The sequence below is a fragment of the Streptomyces sp. NPDC019224 genome (assembly GCF_040632605.1).
Taxonomy (GTDB): domain Bacteria; phylum Actinomycetota; class Actinomycetes; order Streptomycetales; family Streptomycetaceae; genus Streptomyces.
The window spans coordinates 82554-108098 of sequence record NZ_JBEYCF010000002.1 but is presented as its reverse complement, the minus strand read 5'-3'; the positions used below and the strand labels follow the sequence as shown (position 1 = coordinate 108098).

The window sequence follows — 25545 nt, the reverse complement described above, 5'->3', positions numbered from 1 at the left end:
CAGCGCACCATGTCGATCGACGTCAACAACGAGTCCGGAACCGAGGTCGACGAGCAGGCGATCCTCGACATCGCCCGCTACGCTCTCGCGCGCATGCGGATCCACCCCCTCTCCGAACTCTCGGTGATCGTGGTGGACGGCGCCGCCATGGAGCAGCTGCACATCCAGTGGATGGACCTGCCGGGCCCGACCGATGTCATGTCCTTCCCGATGGACGAGCTGCGTCCGCCGGCCAAGGACGACGAGGAACCCCCGCAGGGACTCCTCGGCGACATCGTGCTCTGCCCCGAGGTCGCCAAGAAGCAGGGCGAGGAAGCCGAGACGCAGCACTCCATGGACGAGGAGCTCCAGCTCCTCACCGTCCACGGAGTGCTGCACCTGCTGGGCTACGACCACGAGGAGCCGGACGAGAAGGCCGAGATGTTCGGTCTCCAGGCGGCCATCGTGGACGGCTGGCGCGGTGAACGCGGGCTGACCGGCCCGTCCCCCGCCCCGACCGTCTCGTGAGCCTGCCCCTGGTCTTCGGCGTCGTCCTGCTGGTCGTCCTCGGCTGGCTCGCGGCCTGCGCCGAGGCCGGGATCGCCCGCACGTCGAGCTTCCGGGCCGCCGAAGCGGTCCGCTCGGGCCGGCGCGGCAGCGGCAAGCTGGAACAGGTCGCGGCCGATCCGACGCGCTATCTCAACGTCGCCCTGCTGGTACGGGTCGCCTGCGAGATGGCCGCCGGGGTGCTCGTCACCTACGCGTGCCTGAAGGAGTTCCCGGAGACCTGGGAGGCGCTGGCCGTCGCCATCGGCGTGATGGTCCTCGTCTCCTACGTGGCGATCGGCGTCTCGCCGCGCACCATCGGCCGCCAGCACCCGCTGAACACGGCCACCGCCTCGGCGTACGTGCTGCTGCCGCTGGCCCGGATCATGGGGCCCGTCCCGCAGCTGCTGATTCTCATCGGCAACGCGCTGACCCCCGGCAAGGGGTTCCGCAAGGGCCCCTTCGCCAGCGAGGCCGAGCTGCGGGCCATGGTGGACCTCGCCGAGCAGGAGTCGCTGATCGAGGACGAGGAACGCCGCATGGTGCACTCCGTCTTCGAGCTCGGTGACACGCTCGTGCGCGAGGTGATGGTCCCGCGCACGGACCTCGTCTGCATCGAGCGCTACAAGACGATCCGTCAGGCGCTCACCCTCGCCCTCCGCTCCGGTTTCTCGCGGATTCCGGTCACCGGCGAGAACGAGGACGACATCGTCGGGATCGTCTATCTGAAGGACCTGGTCCGCAAGACGCACATCAACCGGGAGTCGGAGGCCGATCCGGTCTCCACGGCGATGCGCCCGGCGGCGTTCGTGCCCGACACGAAGAACGCCGGCGACCTGCTGCGCGAGATGCAGCAGGAACGCAGCCACGTCGCCGTCGTCATCGACGAGTACGGCGGCACGGCGGGCATCGTCACCATCGAGGACATCCTGGAGGAGATCGTCGGCGAGATCACCGACGAGTACGACCGCGAGCTCCCACCCGTCCAGGAGCTGGAGGACGGCTGCTTCCGGGTGACCGCCCGGCTCGACATCGGCGACCTCGGCGAGCTGTTCGGCCTCGACGAGTACGACGACGAGGACGTGGAGACGGTCGGCGGACTCCTCGCGAAGGCGCTGGGCCGGGTCCCGATCGCCGGCGCGTCCTCGGAGGTCGAACTGCCCGACAAGCGGCGGCTGCGGCTGACCGCGGAGTCCCCGGCGGGCCGGCGGAACAAGATCGTCACGGTGCTGGTGGAGCCGGTGGCTCCCGAGGAGGAGGAGACGCCGGAATGACACCGCAACAACTGAGGGCGTTCTGCCTGGGCTTCAACGCGAGCGTGGAGGAGTTCCCGTTCGGACCGGAGGCGTCCGTCTTCAAGGTGCTCGGCAAGATGTTCGCGCTGAGCGCGCTGGACGCCCGGCCGCTGACGGTGAACCTCAAGTGCGACCCCGACGAGGCGGTGCGGCTGCGCGAGGAGTACGAGGCGGTGGTGCCCGGCTGGCACATGAACAAGCGGCACTGGAACACCGTCACCGTCTCCGGGCTGCCCGACGCGAAGCTGCGCGAGCTGATCGAGGACAGCTACGACCTGGTGGTGGCCGGCCTCCCGAAGGCGGAGCGGCTGCGGCTGGACCGGCCCTGAGGGGCATGGGTGCGGGCTCCCGCCTGCCCGGGCCCGCGCCGGCCTTCGTATGCTCGGCACATGACTGAGAGCACCGACCTCGGCGCCGAGGACCGCAAGATCGTCACCCTGGCGCGCAGCGCCCGCGCCCGCAACGGTGTGCCGGAGGGCGCGGCCGTCCGGGACGAGACCGGCCGCACGTATGTGGCGGGGACCGTGGAGCTGGACTCGCTGAAGCTCAGCGCGCTGCGGACGGCCGTGGCGATGGCGGTGGCCAGCGGGGCCAAGTCCCTGGAGGCCGCCGCGATCGTCTCCGAGGCCGACACCCCCTCGGACGAGGACCGGGCCGCCGTACGGGACCTGGGCGGGGCCGGCACGCCGGTGCTGCTCGCCGGGCCGGACGGCCGGCTGCGGCTCAGCGTCACGGCCGGCTGACCTTCGCACGTACGGGCCCCCGCGCCTGCCGCACCCGCGGCGCCGCGCCCGTGCGCGGGCCCCGGCGTGGGGGCGTCGTGGGGCCGCCCGGAGGGGGGCCGGAGGCCGTGGGGGGCGCCTCGGTGCCCCGCGGCCCCCGGGATCGGGGACAATGGGCGCCATGAGCGTTCGACCTAACCCTGAAGCCGCTGCGCGGCAGGCCGAGAGCACCGCCCCCCACCGGGCCGGTTTCGCCTGCTTCGTGGGACGTCCCAACGCGGGCAAGTCCACCCTGACGAACGCTCTGGTCGGGCGGAAGGTGGCCATCACCTCCAACCGGCCGCAGACGACGCGGCACACCGTGCGCGGCATCGTGCACCGGCCGGACGCCCAGCTGATCCTGGTCGACACCCCCGGGCTCCACAAGCCGCGCACCCTCCTGGGCGAGCGGCTCAACGACGTGGTGCGCACCACCTGGGCCGAGGTCGACGTCATCGGCTTCTGCCTGCCCGCCGACCAGAAGCTCGGCCCGGGCGACAAGTACATCGTCAAGGAACTCGCGGGCATCAAGAAGACGCCCAAGATCGCGATCATCACCAAGACCGACCTGGTCGACTCCAAGCAGCTCGCCGAACAGCTGCTGGCCGTCTCCCGGCTCGGCGAGGAGCTCGGCTTCGAGTGGGCGGAGATCATCCCGGTCTCGGCCGTCAAGGACCAGCAGGTCGACCTGCTGGCCGACCTGATCGCCCCTCTCCTCCCGGAGGGCCCGCCGCTCTACCCCGAGGGCGACCTCACCGACGAGCCGGAGATGGTCATGGTCGCGGAGCTGATCCGCGAGGCCGCGCTCGAAGGCGTACGCGACGAGCTGCCGCACTCGATCGCGGTCGTCGTCGAGGAGATGCTGCCGCGCGAGGACCGGCCGGCGGACAAGCCCCTGCTGGACATCCATGCCAACGTCTACATCGAGCGCCCCAGTCAGAAGGGCATCATCATCGGCCCGAAGGGCAAGCGGCTGAAGGACGTCGGTACGAAGTCCCGCAAGCACATCGAGGCCCTGCTCGGCACGCCCGTCTTCCTCGACCTGCACGTCAAGGTCGCCAAGGACTGGCAACGCGACCCGAAGCAGCTGCGCAAGCTGGGGTTCTGAGCGGCGCCACGAGGCGGCGGCCGGGGACCGGCGCGGCTGCGCGAAGCCGCTGAGGCACTCTGGGGCCCTCTGACGCCGCCGGGTGCGAGGCGCCGCGGGGCGCACCGGGGTGCGCCCCGGTGCCGCTGCGCGGACTGGGGTTCCGAACGGCCGCTTCAGGCGTTCCGGCCGCTTCCGGCGCTTCGGCGCGGGCCCCGTCTCACACGCCCTCCTTCAGGACGCGTGAGACCAGGGTGCGCTGGGCGTCGGTCAGGCGGGGGTCCGCGCAGTGCACGGTGCGGCCGTCGACCGTTATCCGGTAGCTGAAGCCGTCCGGCACGCCTCCGGGCGCGGCGGCCTGGCCGTCGGCGAGGGCCGAGCCCGCCAGGGCCTCCCACTCCTGGGCGTCGGCCCGTCCGGAGGTGTCGATCTCGCGGTGGCGCGCGATACCGGCGAAGCCGCCGGTCCTGCTCACCTGAATCCGCATGCGGTGTCCTTCCACGGCGGACGGGCCGGTCGCTGGGTGCCCGAACGGTCGGGGCGCCCAGTCGGCCGGGGCGCCCAGTCGGCCGGGATGCCTAGTCGGTCGGGACGCCCACCTCCGACCAGGCCTTGAGGACGGCCTCGACCTCGTCGCCCTCTCCGAAGCGGCTGCGCGCCGCCGCCACGGTCAGCCGGGCGAAGTCCGCGAAGTCCGCGTCCACCGCCAGTTCACCACCTGTGAGCACATCGAACCAGAGCTGGCCCGCCCGTTCCCAGGAACTGCCGCCGAGTGCGGTCGCCAGGAGGTAGAACGCGCGGTTGGGGATGCCGGAGTTGAGGTGCACCCCGCCGTTGTCGTCGCTGGTGTGGATGTAGTCGTCCATGGAGGCCGGCTGCGGGTCCTTGCCGAGCACGTCGTCGTCGTACGCCGTGCCGGGCGCCTTCATCGAGCGCAGCGCCACGCCCTGGACGCGGGGCGCGAGCAGCCCTTCGCCGATCAGCCAGTCGGCCTGCTCGGCGGTCTGACCGAGCGAGTACTGCTTCACGAGGGAGCCGATGACGTCCGAGACCGATTCGTTGAGCGCGCCGGACTGGCCGTAGTAGCTCAGGTTGGCCGTGTACTGCGTGAGCCCGTGGGCCAGTTCGTGGGCGATCACGTCGATGGCGACGGTGAAGTCGAGGAAGATCTCGCCGTCCCCGTCGCCGAAGACCATCTGTTCGCCGTCGAAGAAGGCGTTGTTGTACTTCTCGTCGTAGTGGACGGAACCGATCAGCGGCAGCCCCCGGCCGTCGATGGAACGCCGGCCGTAGGCGGTGAGCAGCAGGTCGAAGGTGGCGCCGAGACCCGCGTACGCGCGGTTGACGCTGGCGTCGGACGTGGGCTCCTCACCCTCGGCGCGGACCTTGGTGCCCGGCAGGTCCGTGCCGTGGCGGCAGTCGTAGAGCGTGCGGTCGGGCTTGGCGGACCGGTCGTCGTCCGGCTCCGGGGAGACAGTGGGCCGAGGAACGGCGGTCATCCGGCGGCGGGTGCGCTGCGCCGCGTCGGACTCCAGGGTGCGGCGTGCCGGGTCCGCGAGGGCGGGGTCGTCGGACTGGGACAGCTTGTCGAGGACGTGGGGCGGGACGATGGTGCAGAAGACGGGGTGGAACCCCTGCGGTGAACGAGGCTGCATACCCACGACTGTGGCACTGAGTGAGGGCAATGTCACTGCTTGCAACCGCGGTTGATGAAATGGAGTGATTGGTCACTGCTGGGTGTTTAGGCCGTCCGATACCGGTAACCGAGGTCTTCGGTCCCGCATACTGATACAGCACCCACGTCTCGGGCGCCCCTCGGCTAGTCTCGACGCATCATGCGTTTCGGGCTGCTTCTTCTTAGCTGCCGCGGCGAGGGCCTGTAGTCGTAGGCCGACCCCCTCCCCGCGGAGTCTGGTGTTGCAGTGACACAGTCGGCCGTCCCGTAGAAGGACCCCGAGGAGCCCTACGCCATGACCGAAGTGACCCCCGCCTCGCACGCCGTCGGCCGCCCCACGCCGATCACCAACGCCACGGCGCTGCAGAAGCCGTCCGGGATGCCGGTCCACAAGTACGGCCGCTACGAGGCCGTCGACATCCCCGACCGCACCTGGCCCGAGAAGCGGATCACCAAGGCCCCCCGCTGGCTCTCCACCGACCTGCGCGACGGCAACCAGGCCCTGATCGACCCGATGTCGCCGGCCCGCAAGCGCGAGATGTTCGACCTGCTCGTACGCATGGGATACAAGGAGATCGAGGTCGGCTTCCCGTCCTCCGGCGAGACCGACTTCGCCTTCGTGCGCTCCATCATCGAAGAGGGCGCGATCCCCGAGGACGTGACGATCTCCGTCCTGACGCAGGCCCGCGAGGAACTGATCGAGCGCACCGTCGAGTCGCTGCGCGGCGCGCACCGCGCCACCGTCCACCTGTACAACGCGACCGCCCCCACCTTCCGCCGCGTGGTCTTCCGCGGCTCCCGGGAAGAGGTCAAGCAGATCGCGGTGGACGGCACCCGGCTGGTCATGGAGTACGCCGAGAAGATCCTGGGCGACGAGACGATCTTCGGCTACCAGTACAGCCCCGAGATCTTCACCGACACCGAGCTGGACTTCGCCCTGGAGGTCTGCGAGGCGGTCTGTGACGTCTGGCAGCCCGAGGAGGGCCGCGAGATCATCCTCAACCTGCCCGCCACCGTGGAGCGTTCGACGCCGTCCACGCACGCGGACCGGTTCGAGTGGATGTCGCGCAACCTGTCGCGCCGCGAGTTCGTCTGCCTGTCCGTCCACCCGCACAACGACCGCGGCACCGCCGTGGCCGCCGCCGAACTGGCCCTGATGGCCGGGGCGGACCGGGTCGAGGGCTGCCTGTTCGGCCAGGGCGAGCGCACCGGCAACGTCGACCTGGTCACGCTGGGCATGAACCTGTTCTCGCAGGGCGTCGACCCGCAGATCGACTTCTCGCAGATCGACGAGATCCGCCGCACCAGCGAGTACTGCAACCAGATGGAGGTCCACCCGCGCCACCCCTACGCGGGCGACCTGGTCTACACCGCCTTCTCCGGCTCCCACCAGGACGCCATCAAGAAGGGCTTCGACGCCATGGAGGCCGACGCGGCCGCCCGGGGCAAGACGGTCGACGACATCGAGTGGGCGGTGCCGTACCTGCCGATCGACCCGAAGGACGTCGGCCGTTCCTACGAGGCGGTCATCCGGGTCAACTCCCAGTCCGGCAAGGGCGGAATCGCGTACGTCCTGAAGAACGACCACAAGCTGGACCTGCCGCGCCGGATGCAGATCGAGTTCTCCCGGATCATTCAGGCCAAGACCGACGCCGAGGGCGGCGAGGTCACGCCGACGCAGATCTGGACCACCTTCCAGGACGAGTACCTGCCCAACCCGGACAACGCCTGGGGGCGCGTACAGATCCGCTCCGGCCAGACCACCACCGGTTCCGACGGCCAGGACACGATCACCGTCGAGGCGACCGTGGACGGCACGGACACCGTGCTGACCGGAACCGGCAACGGTCCGATCTCCGCCTTCTTCGAAGCGCTGCAGGCCATCGGCATCGACGCCCGGCTGCTGGACTACACCGAGCACACCATGAGCGAGGGCGCGAGCGCGCAGGCCGCCTCGTACATCGAGTGCGCCATCGACGGAAAGGTGCTGTGGGGCATCGGCATCGACGCCAACACCACCCGCGCCTCGCTGAAGGCGGTCGTCTCGGCCGTCAACCGCGCCACCCGCTGACCCGGCGCCCGAAGGGGCCCGAAGTCGCACGGCCGCGAACCCCGCCCACCCGCCTCCGGGGGGCGGGGTTCGGCCATTCTCCGGCCGGTTGTGACAGGCGGGGTGCTGACGGCGCAACGGGAATGTGGTTAACATCACGTCGACACGGCAGTGTTGCCGGAGTGTTACGGAGGTGTGCGACGTGCGGTCAGCCCTGGGACAACGCGCCATGAAGCTGCGTATCTGCGGCATCCGCACGCTGTGGGACACCGTCGGCGACGGGGAGTTCTTCTGCCCCGGCTGCGGTGGCGACCGCAACTACCGCCGCCTCACCGGCCGCCGCCGCTTCGCCGTGCTGGGCGTACCGCTGCTGCGGCGCGGCACCACGGGCCCGGTCGTCGAATGCGCCGCCTGCCACCAGCACTTCGACTGCGAGGCGCTCGACCACCCCACCACCACCCGGTTCTCCGCGATGCTCAGGGACGCCGTGCACACCGTGGCCCTCGGCGTCCTCGCGGCCGGCGGCAGCACCTCCCGTACGGTCCTGGAGACCGCGGTCGAGACGGTGCGCGGCGCCGGTTTCGACGACTGCACGCCCGAACAGCTCGCTACCGTCGTCGAGGTCCTGTCCGCCGACATCGGCCACGGCTCCGCTTTCGACCCCGCGGCCGAGGCGTGCGGCGCGGCCCTCGCGATCGAACTCCACGAGGCACTGGAACCGCTCGCCCCGCACCTCGCCCCCGCCGGACGTGAATCGATTCTGCTCCAGGGCGCCCGGATCGCCCTCGCCGACGGCGCCTACAGCCCGGCCGAGCGAGAGGTGCTGACCACGGTCGGCGGTGCGCTGCGGCTGCGCGCCGAGGACACCGCCCGGCTGCTCGACGCCGCGGCGCGTACGCCCTCCTGATCCCGCACCTGCGGCCGCCCGTCGCTCCCGCGGAACAACGGGCCGACCGCGCCCTCCCGGGCAGTAGCCGGGAAACAGGCCCCTGGCACGACGAACTGTCCCGCCCCCACGGGTGCCCGGCCACCCGTACGGAAGAAGGCCTCCCCGGAGAGCCGGCTCTCCGGGGGCGGGCCCCGGGTGTCGGTGGCGTACCGGACAATGGACGCATGAGCTTGTTCCGGGACGACGGCGTGGTGCTGCGCACGCAGAAGCTGGGCGAGGCCGACCGGATCATCACGATACTGACCCGGGGCCACGGCCGGGTGCGGGCCGTCGCGCGCGGTGTGCGCCGTACCAAGTCCAAATTCGGGGCCCGGCTGGAGCCGTTCTCCCACGTGGACGTGCAGTTCTTCGCGCGCGGCAGCGAGCTGGTCGGGCGTGGGCTGCCGCTGTGCACCCAGAGCGAGACGATCGCCCCGTACGGTGGCGGGATCGTCACCGACTACGGGCGCTACACCGCCGGCACCGCGATGCTGGAGACCGCCGAGCGCTTCACCGACCACGAGGGGGAACCCGCGGTCCAGCAGTACCTGCTGCTGGTGGGCGGACTGCGCACGCTGGCCCGGGGTGAGCACGAGCCGCACCTGATCCTGGACGCCTTCCTGCTGCGCTCCCTCGCGGTCAACGGCTACGCCCCCAGCTTCGACGACTGCGCCCGCTGCGGACTGCCCGGACCGAACCGTTTCTTCTCCGTGGCGGCGGGCGGCGTCGTATGCGCCGACTGCCGGGTGCCCGGCAGCGTCGTACCCTCGGCGGAGGCCGTCGCCCTGCTGAGTGCCCTGCTCACCGGCGACTGGGAGACGGCGGACGCGTGCGAGGCGCGTCATGTCAGGGAGGGGAGCGGACTGGTGTCCGCCTATCTGCACTGGCATCTGGAGCGCGGGCTGCGTTCACTGCGGTACGTGGAAAAGTGACACAGGGAGACTGAGAAGCTCATGGCAGTACGCGGGATGCTCGGCGGCCGTAGCCGGCGCGACTACAAGACCCCGGAGCCGCACCCGTCCGGTGCCGTCCCCCCGAAGATCCCCGGTGAGCTGGTGCCCAAGCACGTCGCCGTGGTGATGGACGGGAACGGCCGCTGGGCCAAGGAGCGGGGCCTGCCGCGCACCGAGGGGCACAAGGTCGGCGAGGGCGTCGTCATGGACGTGCTCAAGGGGTGCATCGAGATGGGCGTCAAGAACCTCTCGCTGTACGCCTTCTCGACGGAGAACTGGAAGCGGTCCCCGGAGGAGGTGAAGTTCCTGATGAACTTCAACCGGGACGTCATCCGCCGCCGCCGTGACGAGATGGACGAGCTGGGCATCCGCATCCGCTGGGTGGGCCGCATGCCCAAGCTGTGGAAATCCGTCGTCCAGGAGCTCCAGGTCGCCCAGGAGCAGACCAAGGACAACGACAGGATGACGCTGTACTTCTGCGTCAACTACGGTGGTCGGGCCGAGATCGCGGACGCCGCGCAGCGCATCGCGCAGGACGTCGCCGCCGGACGGCTCGATCCGTCGAAGGTCAACGAGAAGACGTTCGCGAAGTACATCTACTACCCGGACATGCCGGACGTCGACCTGTTCGTGCGCCCCAGTGGCGAGCAGCGCACCTCGAACTACCTGATCTGGCAGAGCGCGTACGCCGAGATGGTCTTCCAGGACGTGCTGTGGCCGGACTTCGACCGCCGGGACCTGTGGCGGGCCTGCCTGGAGTTCGCCCAGCGCGACCGGCGGTTCGGCGGCGCCGAGAAGACGGAACCGACGGCCTGAGCCCGATCCCCTGCCGGTACGATCACGCCTCTTCGGACTTCGGGAGGGGCCATGAGCGAGCAGGGGACCGTGCACAGAGCGGTCGAGCTGAGATACCGGCCGGTGCTGCGGGACTACTCGGTGGCGCTGCGCGCCCGCGACCGGGTCAGCCCGGCGGGCCGGCGGCAGCGGTTTCTGGGGGTGGCCACGACGGGCTGTGCCGTCGTGGCCACGTCACTGTCGCTGGCGCAGGGCACCGACGTGCCGGTGCCGCCGCTGGTGGCGCTGCTGCTTTGCGGCCCTGTGCTGCTCCTGAGGCCGTGGCTGATGGCCCGCCAACTGTTCCGGCTCGTGGCGCGGCAGGGCGAGTTCCGGGTGCGGGTCGACGAGTCCGGTGTCGGCGTCGACACGGAAAGCTCCAGTACGGTCGTCAGGTGGCCGGCGCAGCCGAGGTACCTGGAGACAGCAGATCTCTTCGTGATGCTCAGCGACGACAAGAACGCCACCGCTCTGACCGTGATAGCCAAGCGCGGCGCCCAGGACCGGGCCGACGTGGACCATCTGCGCGAGATCTTCGACCGGCACCTGACCAAGGTCTGACCGCCGGAGCCGGCGGCCGGGGAGAGGGCTCCGGGCTCGTCCCCGGTCTCAGCCCTGAGCGCTCGCGCACTCCGCGCAGGTGCCGAAGACCTCGACTGTGTGCGCCACGTTGACGAAGCCGTGCTGGGTGGCGATGGTCTCCGCCCACTGCTCGACCGCGGGGCCCTCGACCTCGACCGCCTTGCCGCACACGCGGCAGACCAGATGGTGGTGGTGCTCGCCGGTCGAGCAGCGCCGGTAGACGGACTCGCCCTCCGTGGTGCGCAGGACGTCCACCTCGCCGGCGTCGGCGAGGGACTGCAGGGTGCGGTAGACGGTCGTCAGGCCGACCGAGTCCCCGCGGTGCTTGAGGACGTCGTGCAGCTCCTGGGCGCTGCGGAACTCGTCCACTTCGTCGAGCGCCGCCGCCACGGCTGCCCGCTGCCGGGTCGACCGGCCGCGTACCGGAGCCGCGTTCGTTCCACTGATCGGCGCCGTCGCCACAGGAGCCTCCTCGTGTCGCCCGTACATCTGTCGGGCCATTGTGCCAGCCCGCCCCGTGCGGAGGGCGTGTTGTCGGCGGCTGCCTGATCGGCCCCGACGGCACACCGCTCCAGGGGTCAGACGCGGACGTCGTCCGGTGCCGGGCGGGCCGCCGGTACTTCCAGGGTGCACCGCTCCGCCGCGGTCTCACCGCGTCGGGCGCGGCGGCGGGCCAGGGGGGCGGCGAGCAGGGTCAGGGCGACGAAGACCCCGATGGCCAGCAGCACGATCGTCGCGCCGGGCGGGACGTCCTGGTAGTACGAGGTGATGGTGCCGGACAGGGTGACGCCGACGCCGATGACGACGGAGAGCACGAACGTCACCTTGAAGGACCGGGTGATCTGCTGCGCTGCGGCGACCGGGACCACCATCAGGGCGCTGACCAGCAGCAGGCCGACGACCCGCATCGCGACCGTGACGGTCACCGCGGCGGTGACCGCGACCAGCAGGTTCAGCAGGCGCACCGGCAGACCGGTCACCCGGGCGAACTCCTCGTCCTGGCTGACGGCGAACAGCTGCCGCCGCAGCCCCACCGTCACCAGCAGCACGAACGCGGCGAGCAGCGAGATCGCGGTGACGTCCTCGGAGGAGACCGTGGACAGCGAGCCGAAGAGGTACGAGGTGAGGTTGGCGTTCGAGCCGGTGTCGGAGAGGTTGATCAGCAGCACGCCCCCCGCCATGCCTCCGTAGAAGAGCATGGCCAGCGCGATGTCGCCGCGGGTGCGGCCGTACCAGCGGATCAGCTCCATGACGACCGCGCCCGCGACGGCGACGGCGGTGGCCATCCAGACCGGGCTGGCGGAGAGCAGGAAGCCGAGGCCGACGCCGGTCATCGCGATGTGGCCGATGCCATCGCCCATCAGGGCCTGCCGGCGCTGGACCAGGTAGATGCCGACGGCGGGCGCGATGACGCCGACCAGCACGGCGGCGAGCAGGGCCCGCTGCATGAAGGGAGGGTTGAGGAATTCCATGGTCAGCTCAGCAGTCCCGTCCGGACGGGCTCGGAAGCCGCGTGGGGGTGTACGTGGTCGTGGCCGGGCAGGGCGTGCTGCCCGACGGCCTCGGGGGGCGGCCCGTCGTGCAGGACGCAGCCGTCGCGGAGCACGACCGCCCGGTCGATCAGGGGCTCCAGCGGCCCCAGCTCGTGCAGGACGAGGAGCACGGTGGCGCCGCCGGCGACCTGCTCGCGCAGGGTGGCGGCGAGGATCTCCTGGCTGGCCAGGTCGACGCCCGCCATCGGCTCGTCCATGATCAGGAGTTCGGGTTCGGCGGCGAGCGCGCGGGCGATCAGCACGCGCTGGTGCTGGCCGCCGGAGAGGGCGTCCACCGAGTCCTTGGCACGGTCGGCGAGGCCCACGAGCTCGATGGCGCGGTCGACGGCGGCGCGGTCGGCCTTGCGGGGGAGGCCCAGCCGGGTGCGGGAGAGCCGCCCGGCGGAGACGACCTCCCGGATCGTGGCGGGTACACCGCCGGCCGCCGTGGTGCGCTGCGGCACGTAGCCGACCCGGGCCCACTCGCGGAAGCGCCGCAGCGGGGTGCCGAAGAGGTCGACGGAGCCGCCGGTCAGCGGGACCTGACCGATGACGGAGCGGACGGCGGTGGACTTGCCGGAGCCGTTGGCGCCGAGCAGGGCGACGACCTCGCCGCGGTGCACGGTCAGGTCGACGCCGCGCAGCACGGGGCGTGCCCCGAGCGTGGCGGTGGCGTCGCGGAGGACGATCACGGGTTCGCGGGCGGGGTTCTGGGGCTCGGGCATGAGCGCCTCCGATGCTGCGCGGTTCGGGCCGATGGGGGCGGTGCGGTCGTCGCTCACTTCGCGCCGAGTGCCGTGCGCAGGGCGGCGAGGTTGGACTTCATGACCTCGATGTAGTCATCGCCCTTGGAGGCGCCGGTGATTCCCTCCAGCGGGTCCAGGACGTCGGTGCGCAGCCCGGTGTCCCGGGCGACGGTCTTCGCCGTCCTGTCGCTGGCGAGCGCCTCGAAGAAGACGGTGGTGACCTTCTCCTTCTCCGCGATGGAGTGCAGGGCGCTGATGCGGGCGGGGCTGGGCTCGGCCTCGGGGTCGATGCCGGCGATGCCCTCCTGGGTGAGGCCGTAGCGCTCGGCCAGGTAGCCGAAGGCGGAGTGCGTGGTGATGAACGTGCGGGTGGTGGCGTCCTTCAGCCCGGTCCGGTACGCGGTGTCGAGCGCGCCCAGTTCCTTGACCAGGGCTGCGGTGTTCTTGCGGTAGTCCGCGGCGTGGTCCGGGTCGGTCTTCTCCAGGGCCTCGCCGACGCCCTTGGCGACCTCGGTGTACTTCACCGGGTCCAGCCAGATGTGCGGGTCGGCGCCGGCCTCCTCGCCCTCGTGCTCGTGGGCGTGCTCGTCGTGGCCGTGCTCTTCGCCGCCGACCTCCGTGCCGTGGTCCTCCAGCGTGGTCAGCGTCGTGGCGTCGAGGGCGTTCGTGGACTCCGAGAGCTTGATCGCCTCGTCGACGGCGGGCTGGATGCCCTTGAGGTAGAGGATCAGGCCGGCGTCGCTGAGGCCGCCGATCTGCCGGTAGCTGAGCTCCAGGTCGTGGGGCTCCTGGTTGGGCTTGGTGAGGGTGGTGACCGAGACGTGGTCGCCGCCTATGCGCTCGGCCAGGAACTGCATCGGATAGAACGACGCCACCACGTCCAGCCGGTCGCCGCTCCTGCTGTCGGAGGTGCCGGACGCCGAGCAGGCGGTGAGGCCGAGGGCGACCGCACCGATGACGGCGGCGGTGGGTATGAGGCGGCGTACGTTCATGACAGTCATTTTCAATGAAAGTGGAAACGATTGTCAACAAGTCGGGTCCGGCGGCGGGCGCGGTGGGGCCGGGCGGGCGACGAGCGAGGGGGTGGAGGGCGCGGGACCGATACCGATTTGATCGAAGGGGCGTGGCCGCCGGTAATCTGGGCCATTCGCCCGCCCGTCTCTCGACCACCACCCCCCACCGAGGCGCCTCGGGCCCCCTTGTCCAGTTCCGTCGTCGTAATGAAGAGAGCACCGTGGCCGCCGACAAGATCGATACCATCGTCAGCCTGAGCAAGCGCCGTGGCTTCGTCTACCCCTGCAGTGAGATCTACGGTGGTCAGAAGGCCGCCTGGGACTACGGGCCGCTGGGCGTCGAGCTCAAGGAGAACCTCAAGCGCCAGTGGTGGCGCTACATGGTCACCTCCCGCGAGGACGTGGTCGGTCTCGACTCGTCGGTCATCCTGGCCCCCGACGTGTGGGTGGCCTCCGGCCACGTCGCCACGTTCTCCGACCCGCTGACCGAGTGCACCTCCTGCCACAAGCGCTACCGCGCGGACCACCTGGAGGAGGCTTACGAGGAGAAGCACGGCAAGGCGCCGGCCAACGGCCTGGCCGACCTCAACTGCCCGAACTGCGGCAACAAGGGCACCTTCACCGAGCCCAAGCAGTTCTCCGGCCTGCTCTCCACGCACCTCGGTCCGACCCAGGACTCCGGCTCGGTCGCCTACCTGCGCCCCGAGACCGCCCAGGGCATCTTCACCAACTTCGCCCAGGTGCAGACCACCTCGCGCAAGAAGCCTCCGTTCGGCATCGCGCAGATGGGCAAGTCCTTCCGCAACGAGATCACTCCGGGCAACTTCATCTTCCGCACGCGCGAGTTCGAGCAGATGGAGATGGAGTTCTTCGTCAAGCCGGGCGAGGACGAGCAGTGGCAGGAGTACTGGATGGAGCAGCGCTGGAACTGGTACACCGGCCTCGGCATGCGCGAGGAGAACATGCGGTGGTACGAGCACCCGCAGGAGAAGCTCTCCCACTACTCCAAGCGCACCGCTGACATCGAGTACCGCTTCCGCTTCGGCGGCAGCGAGTGGGGCGAGCTGGAGGGCGTCGCCAACCGCACCGACTACGACCTCACGGCCCACTCCAAGGCGTCGGGCACGGACCTGTCCTTCTTCGACCAGGAGAAGAGCGAGCGCTACACCCCGTACGTCATCGAGCCCGCAGCCGGTGTCGGCCGCGCGATGCTGGCCTTCCTCCTCGACTCCTACAACGAGGACGAGGCGCCGAATGCCAAGGGCGTCATGGAGAAGCGCGCCGTGATGCGCCTCGACCCGCGCCTGGCACCGGTGAAGGTCGCGGTCCTCCCGCTGTCCCGCAACCCGCAGCTCTCGCCGAAGGCCAAGGGCCTCGCCACCGACCTGCGGCAGAACTGGAACATCGAGTTCGACGACGCGGGCGCCATCGGCCGCCGCTACCGCCGCCAGGACGAGATCGGCACGCCGTTCTGCGTCACCGTCGACTTCGACACCCTCGACGACAACGCGGTCACCGTCCGCGAGCGCGACACGATGAAGCAGGAGCGCGTCTCCCTGGACCAGATCCAGGGCTACCTGGCCTCCCGGCTGCTCGGCTGCTGACGGCCGCACCCGCTGAACGAAGCCCCCGCTTCCGCGCCCGCCGCGGAACCGGGGGCTTCGTCTGTCTTCCCTCCGGGCCGGGTCCGGGGTCGGCGCCGAGGGCCGAGCGGGTCGCGCAGGCGGGCATGCCCGTTGAACGCTCAGGCGCTCAGGCCGCGCAGCAGCAGGTCCGATACGGCACCGAACTCCGCCCGGATCGCGGGTTTCTGCCACTGGTCCGCGTACGCCGGGTCGTGGAAGCGGGCCGTCGCGTCGAACACTGCCTGGGCCGCCGCCCCCGGGTCGTCGACCGAGAACCGCCCCTCCGCGACCCCCTCCGCGATGATCTCCCGCAACTGGCCGACCAGATGCGCGATGTGCTCCTCCACCACCGTGCTGCCGCCCATCAGCACCCGGTACGTGGCGAACAGCTCGGGGTCGTCGCCCGCCTTGTGCCGCTTGGCCTCGAACAGCGCCTCCAGCCACTGCCGCAGCTTGTCCGGGGCGGGCCGGGCGGACTGCTCCAGGATCTCCGTGAGCGCCAGCTCCGTACGGGTCAGCCAGCGGCCGGTCACCGCTTCGCGCAGCGCGGCCTTGGTCCGGAAGTGGCGGTAGACGCTGCCGTGGCTGACGCCCAGCGCCCTCGCCACGTCGACCACGGTGGCCTTGGCGGGTCCGTAACGGCGCAGGACCTCCTCGGTGGCTTCGAGGATGCGCTCGGGGGTCAGCGGGTCGGAGGGCGGCGTCATGGCGGGTGTGCTGCCTTTCGAGGGCTACGGGCTGGGCGGGGGTCGCAGGCGCGGGCCCGCACCTCGCTGACCGTACCCGGAGGTCAGCGCTCACTGTCCAGGTGGGCCATCTGGCCGGCCGGGTAGCGGGCGCCGGCGGCGGCCCCCGCCGGGACTGCCTCCTCGATCGCGGCGAGCGCCACCGCGTCCAGCCGCACGTCCAGGGCGCCGAGGGCCTCGGCCAGCCGGTCGCGTCGGCGGGCACCGACCAGGGGCACGATGTCCGTGCCCCTGGCCAGGACCCAGGCGATGGCGATCTGGGCCACCGTCACGCCCTTCTGCTCGGCGATCTTGCGCAGCGCCTCGACCAGGTCCAGGTTGTGCTGGAGGTTCTCCGCCTGGAAGCGGGGGCTCATGGCCCGGAAGTCGCCCGGGGCCAGCTGGCGGTCCCGAGTGAAGTGGCCGCTGATCAGCCCGCGCGACAGCACCCCGTACGCCGTGACGCCGATGCCCAGCTCGCGGCAGGCGGGCAGGATCTCCGCCTCGATGGACCGCGACAGCAGCGAGTACTCGATCTGGAGGTCCGAGACGGGGGCCACGGCTGCCGCTCGCCGGATCGTGTCGGCGCCCACCTCGGAGAGGCCGATGTGGCGGACATGCCCGGCCTCGACCAGTTCGGCGATGGCGCCGACGGTCTCCTCGATCGGGACGTCGGGGTCGGCCCGGGCGATCCGGTAGACGTCGATGTGGTCGGTGCCGAGGCGCTGGAGGGAGTACGCCGCGAAGTTCTTGACGGCCGCCGGGCGGCCGTCGTATCCCGTGAAGCCGCCCTCGACGGTCCGCAGTGCGCCGAACTTGACGCTGGTCAGGGCCTGTTCGCGGGCGGCCGGCGGGGCCGTGCGCAGCGCCTCGTTGATCAGCAGTTCGTTGTGTCCCATGCCGTAGAAGTCGCCGGTGTCCAGCAGGGTGACACCGGCGTCGAGCGCCGCGTGGATGGTGGCGATCGACTCGGCGCGGTCGCTCTCGCCGTACAGCGCGGACATGCCCATGCAGCCGAGGCCGATCGCGGAGACCTTCGGGCCGGTGGAGCCGAGCGCGCGGGTGGGAAGGGCGGTCATCGGTGACTCCTGAGTCGTCGGAAAGCGGAAACGCGAGCAGAGGCGGGATGCCGAAGAGCTCCCGCGCCGTACATCAACCATGGCATATGTGATGACAGATTTCAGTATCTGTCATTCCATGTTCCCTCGGACGGGGGAATCGCGTCCGCCGACGGAAAACCGGGTGAGGACGGAGGCCGGTATGGGTACCGTCTTCCGTATGTATGCGTTCTTCCAGATCTACGAGTGAGCACGCGGCGGGTCCGGTCACCCGCCGCCCACGGATCGATCCAAGGTCGCGACAGACCTCACTGAGACCAGTAATCGGGAGAACCCCATGGCCAAGAGCCGTAACAACCTTCTCGGCGTCGGCGGACAGCGCAAGAAGCTGTCCCGCGCCGAGGCGCAGGGCGCCGGTCCGGCGCGCGAGGCCGACCGCAGGTCGGCCGCCGACCAGAAGCAGGAGCTGCTCCGCAAGATGCGGGAGCGGGCCGCGGGGTCCGCGCAGCCGGACAGCGCGGACCCGGAGGCGCAGACCACCCAGGGCGAGGCCCCGGAGCCGGAGGCCCCCGCCCAGAGCTGACGGACGCCTCGCGCAACCCCGGGGCAGGCGTTCCCGCGCCGCCCCACGGGCCGGGCGCTCGCGGCCCGTGCCGACGGACACCCCGTGCCGACGGACGGACACCCCGTGCCGACGGACACCCCGTGCCCCGGGCCAGGCGCTCGCGCCCCCGCGCCTACGGGCGTCTCGCGCCCCGGGCACCCAGCGGCGCAACGTCCGGCCCGGCGGGCGGACCGCACGGTCCGCCCGCCGGGCCGCTGCGTCTCCGCGTCTCCGGTCTCCGCGTCTCCGACGCGCCCGGGCCGCCCCGCCCCGAAGCCACCGGCCCCGGAGACCCCGTGCCCCGGAGACCTCCGTGCCGCCGAGACCCACCAGCGGCCGGAGCGGCTTCAGGAACTGGTACGCGCCGCGGAGGACTGAGCGGTGGGCGCGCCGGCCGGGCCCCCGGCCACCGGCTCCGCCAGCCGTTCCGCCGTCCGGTGGGCCGTGGCCCTCGCCCAGCGGCCACTGCTCAGCGCCCCGATCAGCAGGACGCAGAGCCCGCAGCCCGTCACGATCCACCAGCCCGGCCTGCTCGCCGCCACGAAGCCGTCCGCCGCACCGGCGGAGCCCGCGCCGTTCATGCCCGCCGCGAGGACCGCGCCGATCACGGCGACGCCGAGGGTCTGCCCGATCTGGCGGCTGGTGGAGGCGACGGCCGCCGCCACGCCCGCCTGGGAGCGCGGCATACCGGAGACGGCGGTGTTGGTGATGGGCGCGTTCACCGAGCCGAAGCCCAGACCGAACAGCACATACGCGGCGAACATCGAGGCCGTCCCGGTCTCCGCGTCGAACGCCGCCAGCATCAGCCCGCTCACCGCCATCGCGCCACCCGCGATCAGCAGCGGTGTGCGCGGCCCCCGACTGGCCACCAGCCGCCCGGACACCGGCGAGAGCACGCAGACCACGGCCGCCATCGGCAGTGTGCAGAGACCGGCGTCCAGGGCGCTCATCCCCCGGACGTCCTGGAGGTAGAGGGTGTTGAGGAAGAGGAAGCCGCCGAGCGCGGCGAAGGCGCTGACCGCGATGACGGTCGCGCCGCTGAACGGAACGCTGCGGAAGAACCGCAGGTCGATCAGTGGATCGGCGCGCCGGGGTTCGTACACCAGCAGGCACGCCAGGGCCGCCGTCGCGAGCCCGGCGAACAGCAGGATCTCCCCGGACGTCCACCCCTTCTGCGGGGCCTCGATGATCGCGTACGTCAGCGAGCCCAGCAGTGTGATCACCAGGAGCTGGCCCACCGGGTCCGGGCGGCGGGCCCGGTGGGCGCGCGACTCGGGGACGTAACGCCAGGTCAGCAGTAGGGCGGCGATACCGATCGGCAGGTTGACCCAGAAGATCGACCGCCAGCCGACCGAGTCGACCAGGGCGCCGCCGACCACCGGGCCCGCCGCCATCGAGAGGCCGACGACCCCGCCCCACACCCCGATCGCACGGGCGCGCTCGCGGGGCTCGGTGAAGGTGTTGGTGATGATCGACATCGCGACCGGGTTGAGCATGGAGCCGCCCACGGCCTGCACCATCCGGAAGGCGATGAGGGCCTCCAGGTCCGACGCCAGCGAGCAGAGCGCCGAACCCAGGGTGAACAGGACGAGACCGGCCATGAAGACCTTGCGCCGGCCGATCCGGTCGGCGGTGGAACCCGCGAGCATCAGCAGGGATGCGAGGACGAGCGTGTACGCGTCGATCGTCCACTGCATCCCCGCGACGCTCGCGTCCAGTTCTCCGCGCATGGCGGGCAGGGCGACATTCAGGGCGGTGGTGTCAAGGCTGACGATCAGCAGGCTCATGCAGCAGATCGCGAGCACCAGCATCCGCCGCCGGGGGTTCAGCTCGGGCATCCATCGATAGTACGGCTAACTAACTACCGCCGCTGCCAGGACGGCGGCCGTCTCCCGGATCAGCAGATGGTCGCCTGCCGCCTTCGGATCGCCCGGCTTCGTCGTCAGCACCGCCAGGACCACCGGCGCACCCTCCGGCGTCCACGCCACGCCCACGTCGTTGCACGAGCCGTACGAGCCGCCGCCCGTCTTGTCGGCGACCGTCCACTCCGGCGGCAGACCGGCCCGGAAGCGCGTACCGCTCGTCCGGCAGTTCAGCAGCCAGTGGGTCAGCCGCTCGCGGTCCCGGGGCTCCAGCACGTCCCCCAGGACCAGCCGTGCGTAGTCGCGGGCGATCGCCGACGGGCTCGTGGTGTCCGTGACCCGGCCCGGCTCGGCGGAGTTCAGCACGGGTTCCCAGCGGTCCAGCCGGGTCACGCGGTCGCCCAGGGAGCGGGCGAAGCGGGTGACCGCACCCGGGCCGCCCAGCTCACGCAGCAGCAGATTCCCCGCAGTGTTGTCGCTGTCGCCGATGGCGGCATCGCAGAGGCGGGCGACGCTCAGCCCGCTCGCGAGGTGCTCCGGGGTGTCGGTGACCGGCGAATCGGACACGCAGTCCGCCTCCGTGTAGTGGATCACCTTCTCCAGGACCTCGCCGTCCCGGTCCAGATCCCGCAGGACGGCCGCCGCGGCGAGCGTCTTGAAGGTCGACAGCATCGGGAAGCGCTCGTCGGCCCGGTGCCGCACCGCGGCCCCGGTGACCACGTTGTACGCGAACGCGCCGACGCGGGCGTCATGCGCCCGCTCCAGCTCGCGCAGCCGGGCCGTCGTGGAGCCGGCCGCCGCGCGGGCGGACCCCGCGCCGAAGAGCAGCGCCCCCGCGGCGCCCGCACCGCCGAGCGCGAGCAGTCTGCGACGGCTGGGGGTGTGGGGGGTTAAGGGGGCCGGGGGCGTTGTCATGAGCTTCGTCTCCTTCGTTCACCGGCTGCTCGTCGGAACCCCCACGCTACGGCCGGGGTCCGACACCGTCCCCTTCTTCCGCCGGCCCGGCGGGCCGCGCCCGCCTCGGGAGCAGTCGCCCGGGTACGGGACAATGGGGCCATGACCACGCTCGCCCCCTCGCCCCCGCTGCTCCGCATCGGCCCGCACACCGTGCAGCCGCCGGTGGTCCTCGCGCCCATGGCCGGCATCACCAACGCCCCCTTCCGCACACTGTGCCGGGAGTTCTCGGGCGGCAAGGGGCTGTTCGTCAGCGAGATGATCACGACGAGGGCCCTGGTCGAGCGCAACGAGAAGACCATGCAGCTCATCCACTTCGACGCGAGCGAGACCCCGCGCTCCATCCAGCTCTACGGAGTGGACCCCGACACGGTCGGCAAGGCGGTCAGCATGATCGTCGACGAGAACCTCGCCGACCACATCGACCTCAACTTCGGCTGCCCGGTCCCCAAGGTCACCCGCAAGGGCGGCGGCTCGGCCCTCCCGTACAAGCGGCCGCTGCTGCGCGCGATCCTGCACGAGGCCGTCTCCCGGGCCGGCGACCTGCCCGTCACCATCAAGATGCGCAAGGGCATCGACGACGACCACCTCACCTACCTCGACGCGGGCCGGATCGCCGTGGAGGAGGGTGTCACGGCGGTCGCCCTGCACGGCCGGACCACCGCGCAGCACTACGGCGGCACCGCCGACTGGGATGCCATCGCCCGCCTCAAGGAGCACGTCCCGGAGATCCCGGTGCTCGGCAACGGCGACATCTGGTGCGCGGACGACGCCCTGCGCATGATGCGCGAGACCGGCTGCGACGGCGTGGTCGTGGGGCGCGGCTGCCTGGGCCGGCCCTGGCTCTTCGGTGACCTGGTCAGCGCGTTCGAGGGGACGGGGACGAGGCAGGAGCCCACGCTGCGCACCGTCGCCGATGTGATGCTGCGCCACGCGACGCTGCTGGGGGAGTGGATCGGCGACGAGTCCCGTGGCGTGATCGACTTCCGCAAGCACGTGGCCTGGTACCTCAAGGGCTTCGCGGTCGGCTCCGAGATGCGCAAGAAGCTGGCGATCACCTCCTCGCTGGAGGAGTTGGGTTCCCAGCTCCAGGAGCTGGACCTGGACCAGTCGTGGCCGGACGGCGCGGACGGACCGCGCGGACGCACCTCCGGCAACAACCGGGTGGTCCTCCCGGACGGCTGGCTGAAGGACCCGTACGACTGCGCGGGCGTGAGCGCCGACGCGGAGCTGGACACCTCCGGGGGCTGAGAAAGCCGCAGAGGGAGGGGGCACTCCGTGCCCTTTCCCGCGTCCTGCTCATTTGAGCGCTCGGCGGGGCGCGATTCGGGCTCTGAAGCCCTGAATCGGCGTCCTGCATGCGGGTGAGGCCGCTTTCCGTTGCGATAGGTGAACAAGTGGCGACTCGGTGTCACTTATCGAGTGTCCGGATGGTGACATCTGAGCGGCCCTCGTGGAGTGATTCTCGCCACTCTGAGGGCTTCTATGCTCATGTGAGCGTGAAATTCGGGGCTGCATTTCTCAAATGGCGGCACTGGGTGCCAGGTGGTTGCACTTTGATCGATCGACGCTTCAGTCACTTTCAGCCACCGGACCGCGGGTTCCGCCGAGCTCTGCGTCATCCTGCGTACGAGTCCTGAACGCATCGTTCCGCGCGCCCGTCGCGCGGCCGGCTTTCGATCTGCTGGCGGACGGGTGGTTACGGCCCTACGACGCGCAAGCGGACGTACCCACGCACCTTCGATCTGGGTATGTTCCTCGCCGTCAGGGCAGCCACCGCGTCCTCGAGGAGTCGAGACCCGTGTCGGAAAACAATGATGTGCAGAAGTTCGTCTACGACTTCACCGAGGGCAACAAGGATCTGAAGGACCTGCTCGGCGGGAAGGGGGCCAACCTCGCCGAGATGACCAACCTCGGGCTCCCCGTCCCTCCCGGCTTCACCATCACCACCGAGGCGTGCAAGGTCTACCTCGAAAGCGGTGAGGAGCCGGCCGCGCTCCGCAACGAGGTGAGTGCGCACCTCGACGCCCTGGAGAAGCGGATGGGCAAGAAGCTCGGCCAGGCCGACGACCCGTTGCTGGTCTCCGTACGCTCCGGCGCCAAGTTCTCGATGCCCGGGATGATGGACACCGTCCTCAACATCGGGCTCTCCGACGCCTCCGTGGTGGGCCTCGCCGCCCAGGCCGGTGACGAGCGGTTCGCGTGGGACTCCTACCGCCGGCTCATCCAGATGTTCGGCAAGACCGTCCTTGGGGTGGACGGCGACCTCTTCGAGGAGGCGCTGGAGGAGGCGAAGGAGGCCAAGGGCGTCACGGTCGACGTGGACCTCGACGCGGCCGACCTGAAGAAGCTGGTCAAGCAGTTCAAGAAGATCGTCACACGCGACGCGGGCCGCGACTTCCCGCAGGACGCGCGCGAACAGATGGACCTGGCCATAAAGGCGGTCTTCGACTCGTGGAACACCGACCGGGCCAAGCTCTACCGCCGTCAGGAGCGCATCCCCGGCGACCTCGGCACCGCCGTCAACGTCTGCTCGATGGTCTTCGGCAACCTCGGCCCCGACTCCGGTACGGGCGTCGCCTTCACCCGTGACCCGGCCGGCGGCCACCAGGGCGTCTACGGCGACTACCTGCAGAACGCGCAGGGCGAGGACGTCGTCGCGGGCATCCGCAACACCGTGCCGCTCGCCGATCTGGAGGCGATCGACAAGCGGTCGTACGACCAGCTGCTGAAGATCATGGAGACGCTGGAGACCCACTACAAGGACCTCTGCGACATCGAGTTCACCATCGAGCGCGGTCATCTGTGGATGCTCCAGACCCGGGTCGGCAAGCGTACCGCCGGCGCCGCCTTCCGCATCGCCACCCAGCTGGTGGACCAGGGGCTGATCGACGAGGCCGAGGCCCTTCAGCGGGTCAACGGAGCCCAGCTCGCACAGCTGATGTTCCCGCGTTTCGACGACACCGCGAAGACCCGGCGGCTCGGCCGGGGCATCGCCGCGTCGCCGGGCGCGGCGGTCGGCAAGGCGGTCTTCGACTCGTACACCGCCGTCAAGTGGTCCCGGTCCGGCGAGAAGGTCATTCTGATCCGCCGCGAGACCAACCCGGACGACCTGGACGGCATGATCGCCGCCGAGGGCATCCTGACCTCGCGCGGCGGCAAGACCTCGCACGCCGCCGTCGTCGCCCGGGGCATGGGCAAGACCTGTGTCTGCGGCGCCGAGGAGATCGAGGTCGACACCAAGCGCCGGCGGCTGACGGCCGGCGGCATCGTCGTGGAGGAGGGCGAAATCGTCTCCGTCGACGGCTCCACCGGCAAGGTGTACCTCGGCGAGGTCCCCGTGGTGCCGTCGCCGGTCGTCGAGTACTTCGAGGGCCGGATGCACGCGGGCGCCGACGACGCCGACGAGCTGGTCGCCGCCGTGCACCGGATCATGGCGTACGCGGACCGGATGCGCCGGCTGCGGGTGCGGGCCAACGCGGACAACGCGGAGGACGCCCTGCGGGCCCGCCGCTTCGGGGCCCAGGGCATCGGGCTGTGCCGCACCGAGCACATGTTCCTCGGCGAGCGCCGCGAGATGGTCGAGAAGCTGATCCTCGCCGACACCGACAAGGAGCGCGAGACGGCCCTGGAGCAGCTGCTTCCGCTTCAGCGGGCGGACTTCATCGAGCTGTTCGAGGCGATGGACGGGCTGCCGGTCACCGTACGGCTGCTGGACCCGCCCCTGCACGAGTTCCTGCCCGACATCACCGAGCTGTCGGTACGGGTGGCGCTCGCCGAGGCCCGCAAGGACGCCAACGAGAACGACCTGCGGCTCCTGCAGGCGGTGCACAAGCTGCACGAGCAGAACCCGATGCTCGGGCTGCGCGGCGTCCGGCTCGGCCTGGTCATCCCCGGCCTGTTCGCCATGCAGGTGCGGGCCATCGCCGAGGCGGCCGCCGCCCGCAAGAACGCCAAGGGCGATCCGCGCCCCGAGATCATGATCCCGCTCGTCGGCACGGTCCAGGAACTGGAGATCGTCCGCGAGGAGGCGGACCGGGTCATCGCCGAGGTGCAGGCGGCCACCGGCACCGACCTCAAGCTGAAGATCGGCACGATGATCGAGCTGCCGCGCGCCGCGCTGACCGCGGGGCAGATCGCGGAGGCGGCGGAGTTCTTCTCCTTCGGCACCAACGATCTGACCCAGACGGTCTGGGGTTTCTCCCGCGACGACGTGGAGGCCTCGTTCTTCACCGCGTACCTGGAGAAGGGGATCTTCGGGGTGTCGCCGTTCGAGACGATCGACAAGGACGGAGTCGGTTCGCTGGTCGAGGACGCCGTCGCGGCCGGCCGGGCCACCCGCCCGGACCTCAAGCTCGGCATCTGCGGGGAGCACGGCGGTGACCCCGAGTCGGTGCACTTCTTCCACGAGGCCGGTCTCGACTACGTCTCCTGCTCGCCGTTCCGCATTCCGGTGGCGCGCCTGGAGGCGGGCCGGGCGGCGGCCGGTTCGCGGGGCAGCGACAGCCGCTGAGCGGCGCATCCACCGATTTCGCGCGCCGCCGGTCCCTCACCCTCACCGAACCGGCCACGCGCGGAATTCCGGAGGCGGCGGCACCCTGTGCGGGGGTGCCGCCGCCTTGTCGCGCCGGCCGCACCACCGCGTGTGTTGTCATGTCCCGGGAGATTTGGCGAGCGGTGCCCATTGCTTCGTTTAATGCGCAAAGAAATCGAGCTGAACGGACCGGGGTGCGGCC

General features: G+C 70.8%; 24 protein-coding genes. 14 read left to right on the top strand and 10 right to left on the bottom strand.

The features are described 5' to 3' along the window. Positions 1-9 precede the first annotated feature (9 nt). The 5 genes from ybeY to era all read left to right on the top strand — a co-directional run bounded on the left by ybeY (position 10) and on the right by era (position 3689). Positions 10-507 (top strand): rRNA maturation RNase YbeY, encoded by a 498-nt coding sequence (ybeY, locus tag ABZ564_RS01975; RefSeq protein ID WP_093708894.1) that lies wholly within the window; start codon positions 10-12, stop codon positions 505-507. Continuing rightward, positions 504-1799, top strand: coding sequence for a hemolysin family protein (locus ABZ564_RS01970; RefSeq protein WP_360847927.1), 1296 nt, complete (start codon positions 504-506; stop codon positions 1797-1799). Before ybeY ends, ABZ564_RS01970 begins: the two co-directional genes overlap by 4 nt. Next, positions 1796-2149, top strand: a complete 354-nt coding sequence (locus ABZ564_RS01965; protein WP_093708896.1) for an MmcQ/YjbR family DNA-binding protein — start codon at positions 1796-1798, stop codon at positions 2147-2149. Before ABZ564_RS01970 ends, ABZ564_RS01965 begins: the two co-directional genes overlap by 4 nt. 60 nt (positions 2150-2209) lie before the next feature. Further along, positions 2210-2563: a cytidine deaminase gene (locus tag ABZ564_RS01960; RefSeq protein ID WP_360847923.1), complete on the top strand. Its 354-nt coding sequence runs from the start codon at positions 2210-2212 to the stop codon at positions 2561-2563. Positions 2564-2714: 151 nt separating this feature from the next. Next, positions 2715-3689, top strand: coding sequence for a GTPase Era (gene era, locus ABZ564_RS01955; protein WP_360847920.1), 975 nt, complete (start codon positions 2715-2717; stop codon positions 3687-3689). Between the two features lie 199 nt (positions 3690-3888). Here era and ABZ564_RS01950 read toward each other — a convergent pair whose 3' ends face one another. Together ABZ564_RS01950 and ABZ564_RS01945 are read right to left on the bottom strand one after the other, a co-directional pair. Continuing rightward, positions 3889-4155, bottom strand: a complete 267-nt coding sequence (locus ABZ564_RS01950) for a protealysin inhibitor emfourin (RefSeq protein WP_360847917.1) — start codon at positions 4153-4155, stop codon at positions 3889-3891. Positions 4156-4246: 91 nt separating this feature from the next. Continuing rightward, positions 4247-5323 carry a M4 family metallopeptidase gene (locus ABZ564_RS01945; RefSeq protein ID WP_360847914.1) on the bottom strand — a complete coding sequence of 359 codons (1077 nt, stop codon included), beginning with the start codon at positions 5321-5323 and terminating at the stop codon, positions 4247-4249. 315 nt (positions 5324-5638) lie between these two features. Here ABZ564_RS01945 and leuA point away from each other — a divergent pair, with 315 nt between their 5' ends. The 5 genes from leuA (at position 5639) to ABZ564_RS01920 (ending at position 10669) form a co-directional block, all read left to right on the top strand. Beyond that, positions 5639-7414, top strand: coding sequence for a 2-isopropylmalate synthase (gene leuA, locus ABZ564_RS01940; protein WP_360847911.1), 1776 nt, complete (start codon positions 5639-5641; stop codon positions 7412-7414). A gap of 208 nt (positions 7415-7622) precedes the next feature. Then, positions 7623-8300, top strand: a complete 678-nt coding sequence (locus ABZ564_RS01935) for a TerB family tellurite resistance protein (protein WP_360847908.1) — start codon at positions 7623-7625, stop codon at positions 8298-8300. Between the two features lie 206 nt (positions 8301-8506). Further along, entirely contained in the window at positions 8507-9253 is a 747-nt protein-coding gene (gene recO / locus ABZ564_RS01930) for a DNA repair protein RecO (protein ID WP_360847905.1), read from the top strand. Between the two features lie 21 nt (positions 9254-9274). Further along, on the top strand, positions 9275-10090 hold the full coding sequence (locus ABZ564_RS01925; protein ID WP_360847902.1) for an isoprenyl transferase: 816 nt from the start codon (positions 9275-9277) through the stop codon (positions 10088-10090). A gap of 51 nt (positions 10091-10141) precedes the next feature. After that, on the top strand, positions 10142-10669 hold the full coding sequence (locus tag ABZ564_RS01920) for a hypothetical protein (protein WP_360847899.1): 528 nt from the start codon (positions 10142-10144) through the stop codon (positions 10667-10669). A gap of 48 nt (positions 10670-10717) precedes the next feature. On the opposite strand, the gene ABZ564_RS01915 is transcribed toward ABZ564_RS01920, so the two are convergent. The 4 genes from ABZ564_RS01915 to ABZ564_RS01900 all read right to left on the bottom strand — a co-directional run bounded on the left by ABZ564_RS01915 (position 10718) and on the right by ABZ564_RS01900 (position 13960). Then, positions 10718-11152 carry a transcriptional repressor gene (locus ABZ564_RS01915; protein ID WP_360847896.1) on the bottom strand — a complete coding sequence of 145 codons (435 nt, stop codon included), beginning with the start codon at positions 11150-11152 and terminating at the stop codon, positions 10718-10720. A gap of 116 nt (positions 11153-11268) precedes the next feature. Beyond that, the gene (locus tag ABZ564_RS01910; RefSeq protein WP_360847893.1) at positions 11269-12162 is read right to left on the bottom strand and encodes a metal ABC transporter permease; all 894 of its coding nucleotides are present in this window, start codon (positions 12160-12162) and stop codon (positions 11269-11271) included. Between the two features lie 2 nt (positions 12163-12164). After that, the gene (locus ABZ564_RS01905; RefSeq protein WP_360847890.1) at positions 12165-12947 is read right to left on the bottom strand and encodes a metal ABC transporter ATP-binding protein; all 783 of its coding nucleotides are present in this window, start codon (positions 12945-12947) and stop codon (positions 12165-12167) included. A gap of 53 nt (positions 12948-13000) precedes the next feature. Continuing rightward, on the bottom strand, positions 13001-13960 hold the full coding sequence (locus tag ABZ564_RS01900; RefSeq protein WP_360847888.1) for a metal ABC transporter substrate-binding protein: 960 nt from the start codon (positions 13958-13960) through the stop codon (positions 13001-13003). A gap of 242 nt (positions 13961-14202) precedes the next feature. Here ABZ564_RS01900 and ABZ564_RS01895 point away from each other — a divergent pair, with 242 nt between their 5' ends. After that, positions 14203-15585: a glycine--tRNA ligase gene (locus ABZ564_RS01895; RefSeq protein ID WP_360847885.1), complete on the top strand. Its 1383-nt coding sequence runs from the start codon at positions 14203-14205 to the stop codon at positions 15583-15585. A 140-nt stretch (positions 15586-15725) separates the two neighbouring features. On the opposite strand, the gene ABZ564_RS01890 is transcribed toward ABZ564_RS01895, so the two are convergent. Together ABZ564_RS01890 and ABZ564_RS01885 are read right to left on the bottom strand one after the other, a co-directional pair. Then, positions 15726-16313 carry a TetR family transcriptional regulator gene (locus ABZ564_RS01890; RefSeq protein ID WP_360847882.1) on the bottom strand — a complete coding sequence of 196 codons (588 nt, stop codon included), beginning with the start codon at positions 16311-16313 and terminating at the stop codon, positions 15726-15728. 83 nt (positions 16314-16396) lie between these two features. Then, positions 16397-17410 (bottom strand): aldo/keto reductase, encoded by a 1014-nt coding sequence (locus tag ABZ564_RS01885; RefSeq protein ID WP_360847879.1) that lies wholly within the window; start codon positions 17408-17410, stop codon positions 16397-16399. 316 nt (positions 17411-17726) lie between these two features. On the opposite strand from ABZ564_RS01885, the gene ABZ564_RS01880 reads away from it, so the two are divergent. Continuing rightward, the gene (locus tag ABZ564_RS01880; protein WP_360847876.1) at positions 17727-17972 is read left to right on the top strand and encodes a DUF6243 family protein; all 246 of its coding nucleotides are present in this window, start codon (positions 17727-17729) and stop codon (positions 17970-17972) included. Between the two features lie 368 nt (positions 17973-18340). Here the strand turns inward: ABZ564_RS01880 and ABZ564_RS01875 are convergent, their stop codons facing one another. Further along, positions 18341-19831 (bottom strand): MFS transporter, encoded by a 1491-nt coding sequence (locus ABZ564_RS01875; RefSeq protein WP_360847873.1) that lies wholly within the window; start codon positions 19829-19831, stop codon positions 18341-18343. Positions 19832-19846: 15 nt separating this feature from the next. Further along, a complete protein-coding gene (bla, locus tag ABZ564_RS01870) occupies positions 19847-20770 on the bottom strand; it encodes a class A beta-lactamase (protein WP_360847870.1) in 924 nt (307 codons plus the stop codon). 141 nt (positions 20771-20911) lie between these two features. Between bla and dusB the strand changes: the two genes are divergently transcribed. Both dusB and ppdK read left to right on the top strand, forming a co-directional pair. Further along, positions 20912-22060, top strand: coding sequence for a tRNA dihydrouridine synthase DusB (gene dusB / locus ABZ564_RS01865; protein WP_360847867.1), 1149 nt, complete (start codon positions 20912-20914; stop codon positions 22058-22060). Between the two features lie 550 nt (positions 22061-22610). Further along, a complete protein-coding gene (ppdK, locus tag ABZ564_RS01860; protein WP_360847864.1) occupies positions 22611-25322 on the top strand; it encodes a pyruvate, phosphate dikinase in 2712 nt (903 codons plus the stop codon). The last annotated feature ends 223 nt before the right edge of the window (positions 25323-25545 follow it).

Excerpts from the sequence above, each read along its gene's own strand:
- ybeY (WP_093708894.1), top strand. The coding sequence starts at position 10 with ATGTCGATCGACGTCAACAACGAGTCCGGAACCGAGGTCGACGAGCAG.
- ABZ564_RS01965 (WP_093708896.1), top strand. The coding sequence starts at position 1,796 with ATGACACCGCAACAACTGAGGGCGTTCTGCCTGGGCTTCAACGCGAGC.
- ABZ564_RS01960 (WP_360847923.1), top strand. The coding sequence starts at position 2,210 with ATGACTGAGAGCACCGACCTCGGCGCCGAGGACCGCAAGATCGTCACC.
- era (WP_360847920.1), top strand. The coding sequence starts at position 2,715 with ATGGGCGCCATGAGCGTTCGACCTAACCCTGAAGCCGCTGCGCGGCAG.
- ABZ564_RS01950 (WP_360847917.1), bottom strand. The coding sequence starts at position 4,155 with ATGCGGATTCAGGTGAGCAGGACCGGCGGCTTCGCCGGTATCGCGCGC.
- ABZ564_RS01945 (WP_360847914.1), bottom strand. The coding sequence starts at position 5,323 with ATGCAGCCTCGTTCACCGCAGGGGTTCCACCCCGTCTTCTGCACCATC.
- leuA (WP_360847911.1), top strand. The coding sequence starts at position 5,639 with ATGACCGAAGTGACCCCCGCCTCGCACGCCGTCGGCCGCCCCACGCCG.
- ABZ564_RS01935 (WP_360847908.1), top strand. The coding sequence starts at position 7,623 with ATGAAGCTGCGTATCTGCGGCATCCGCACGCTGTGGGACACCGTCGGC.
- recO (WP_360847905.1), top strand. The coding sequence starts at position 8,507 with ATGAGCTTGTTCCGGGACGACGGCGTGGTGCTGCGCACGCAGAAGCTG.
- ABZ564_RS01925 (WP_360847902.1), top strand. The coding sequence starts at position 9,275 with ATGGCAGTACGCGGGATGCTCGGCGGCCGTAGCCGGCGCGACTACAAG.
- ABZ564_RS01920 (WP_360847899.1), top strand. The coding sequence starts at position 10,142 with ATGAGCGAGCAGGGGACCGTGCACAGAGCGGTCGAGCTGAGATACCGG.
- ABZ564_RS01910 (WP_360847893.1), bottom strand. The coding sequence starts at position 12,162 with ATGGAATTCCTCAACCCTCCCTTCATGCAGCGGGCCCTGCTCGCCGCC.
- ABZ564_RS01905 (WP_360847890.1), bottom strand. The coding sequence starts at position 12,947 with ATGCCCGAGCCCCAGAACCCCGCCCGCGAACCCGTGATCGTCCTCCGC.
- ABZ564_RS01900 (WP_360847888.1), bottom strand. The coding sequence starts at position 13,960 with ATGAACGTACGCCGCCTCATACCCACCGCCGCCGTCATCGGTGCGGTC.
- ABZ564_RS01890 (WP_360847882.1), bottom strand. The coding sequence starts at position 16,313 with ATGACGCCGCCCTCCGACCCGCTGACCCCCGAGCGCATCCTCGAAGCC.
- ABZ564_RS01885 (WP_360847879.1), bottom strand. The coding sequence starts at position 17,410 with ATGACCGCCCTTCCCACCCGCGCGCTCGGCTCCACCGGCCCGAAGGTC.
- ABZ564_RS01880 (WP_360847876.1), top strand. The coding sequence starts at position 17,727 with ATGGCCAAGAGCCGTAACAACCTTCTCGGCGTCGGCGGACAGCGCAAG.
- ABZ564_RS01875 (WP_360847873.1), bottom strand. The coding sequence starts at position 19,831 with ATGCCCGAGCTGAACCCCCGGCGGCGGATGCTGGTGCTCGCGATCTGC.
- bla (WP_360847870.1), bottom strand. The coding sequence starts at position 20,770 with ATGACAACGCCCCCGGCCCCCTTAACCCCCCACACCCCCAGCCGTCGC.
- dusB (WP_360847867.1), top strand. The coding sequence starts at position 20,912 with ATGACCACGCTCGCCCCCTCGCCCCCGCTGCTCCGCATCGGCCCGCAC.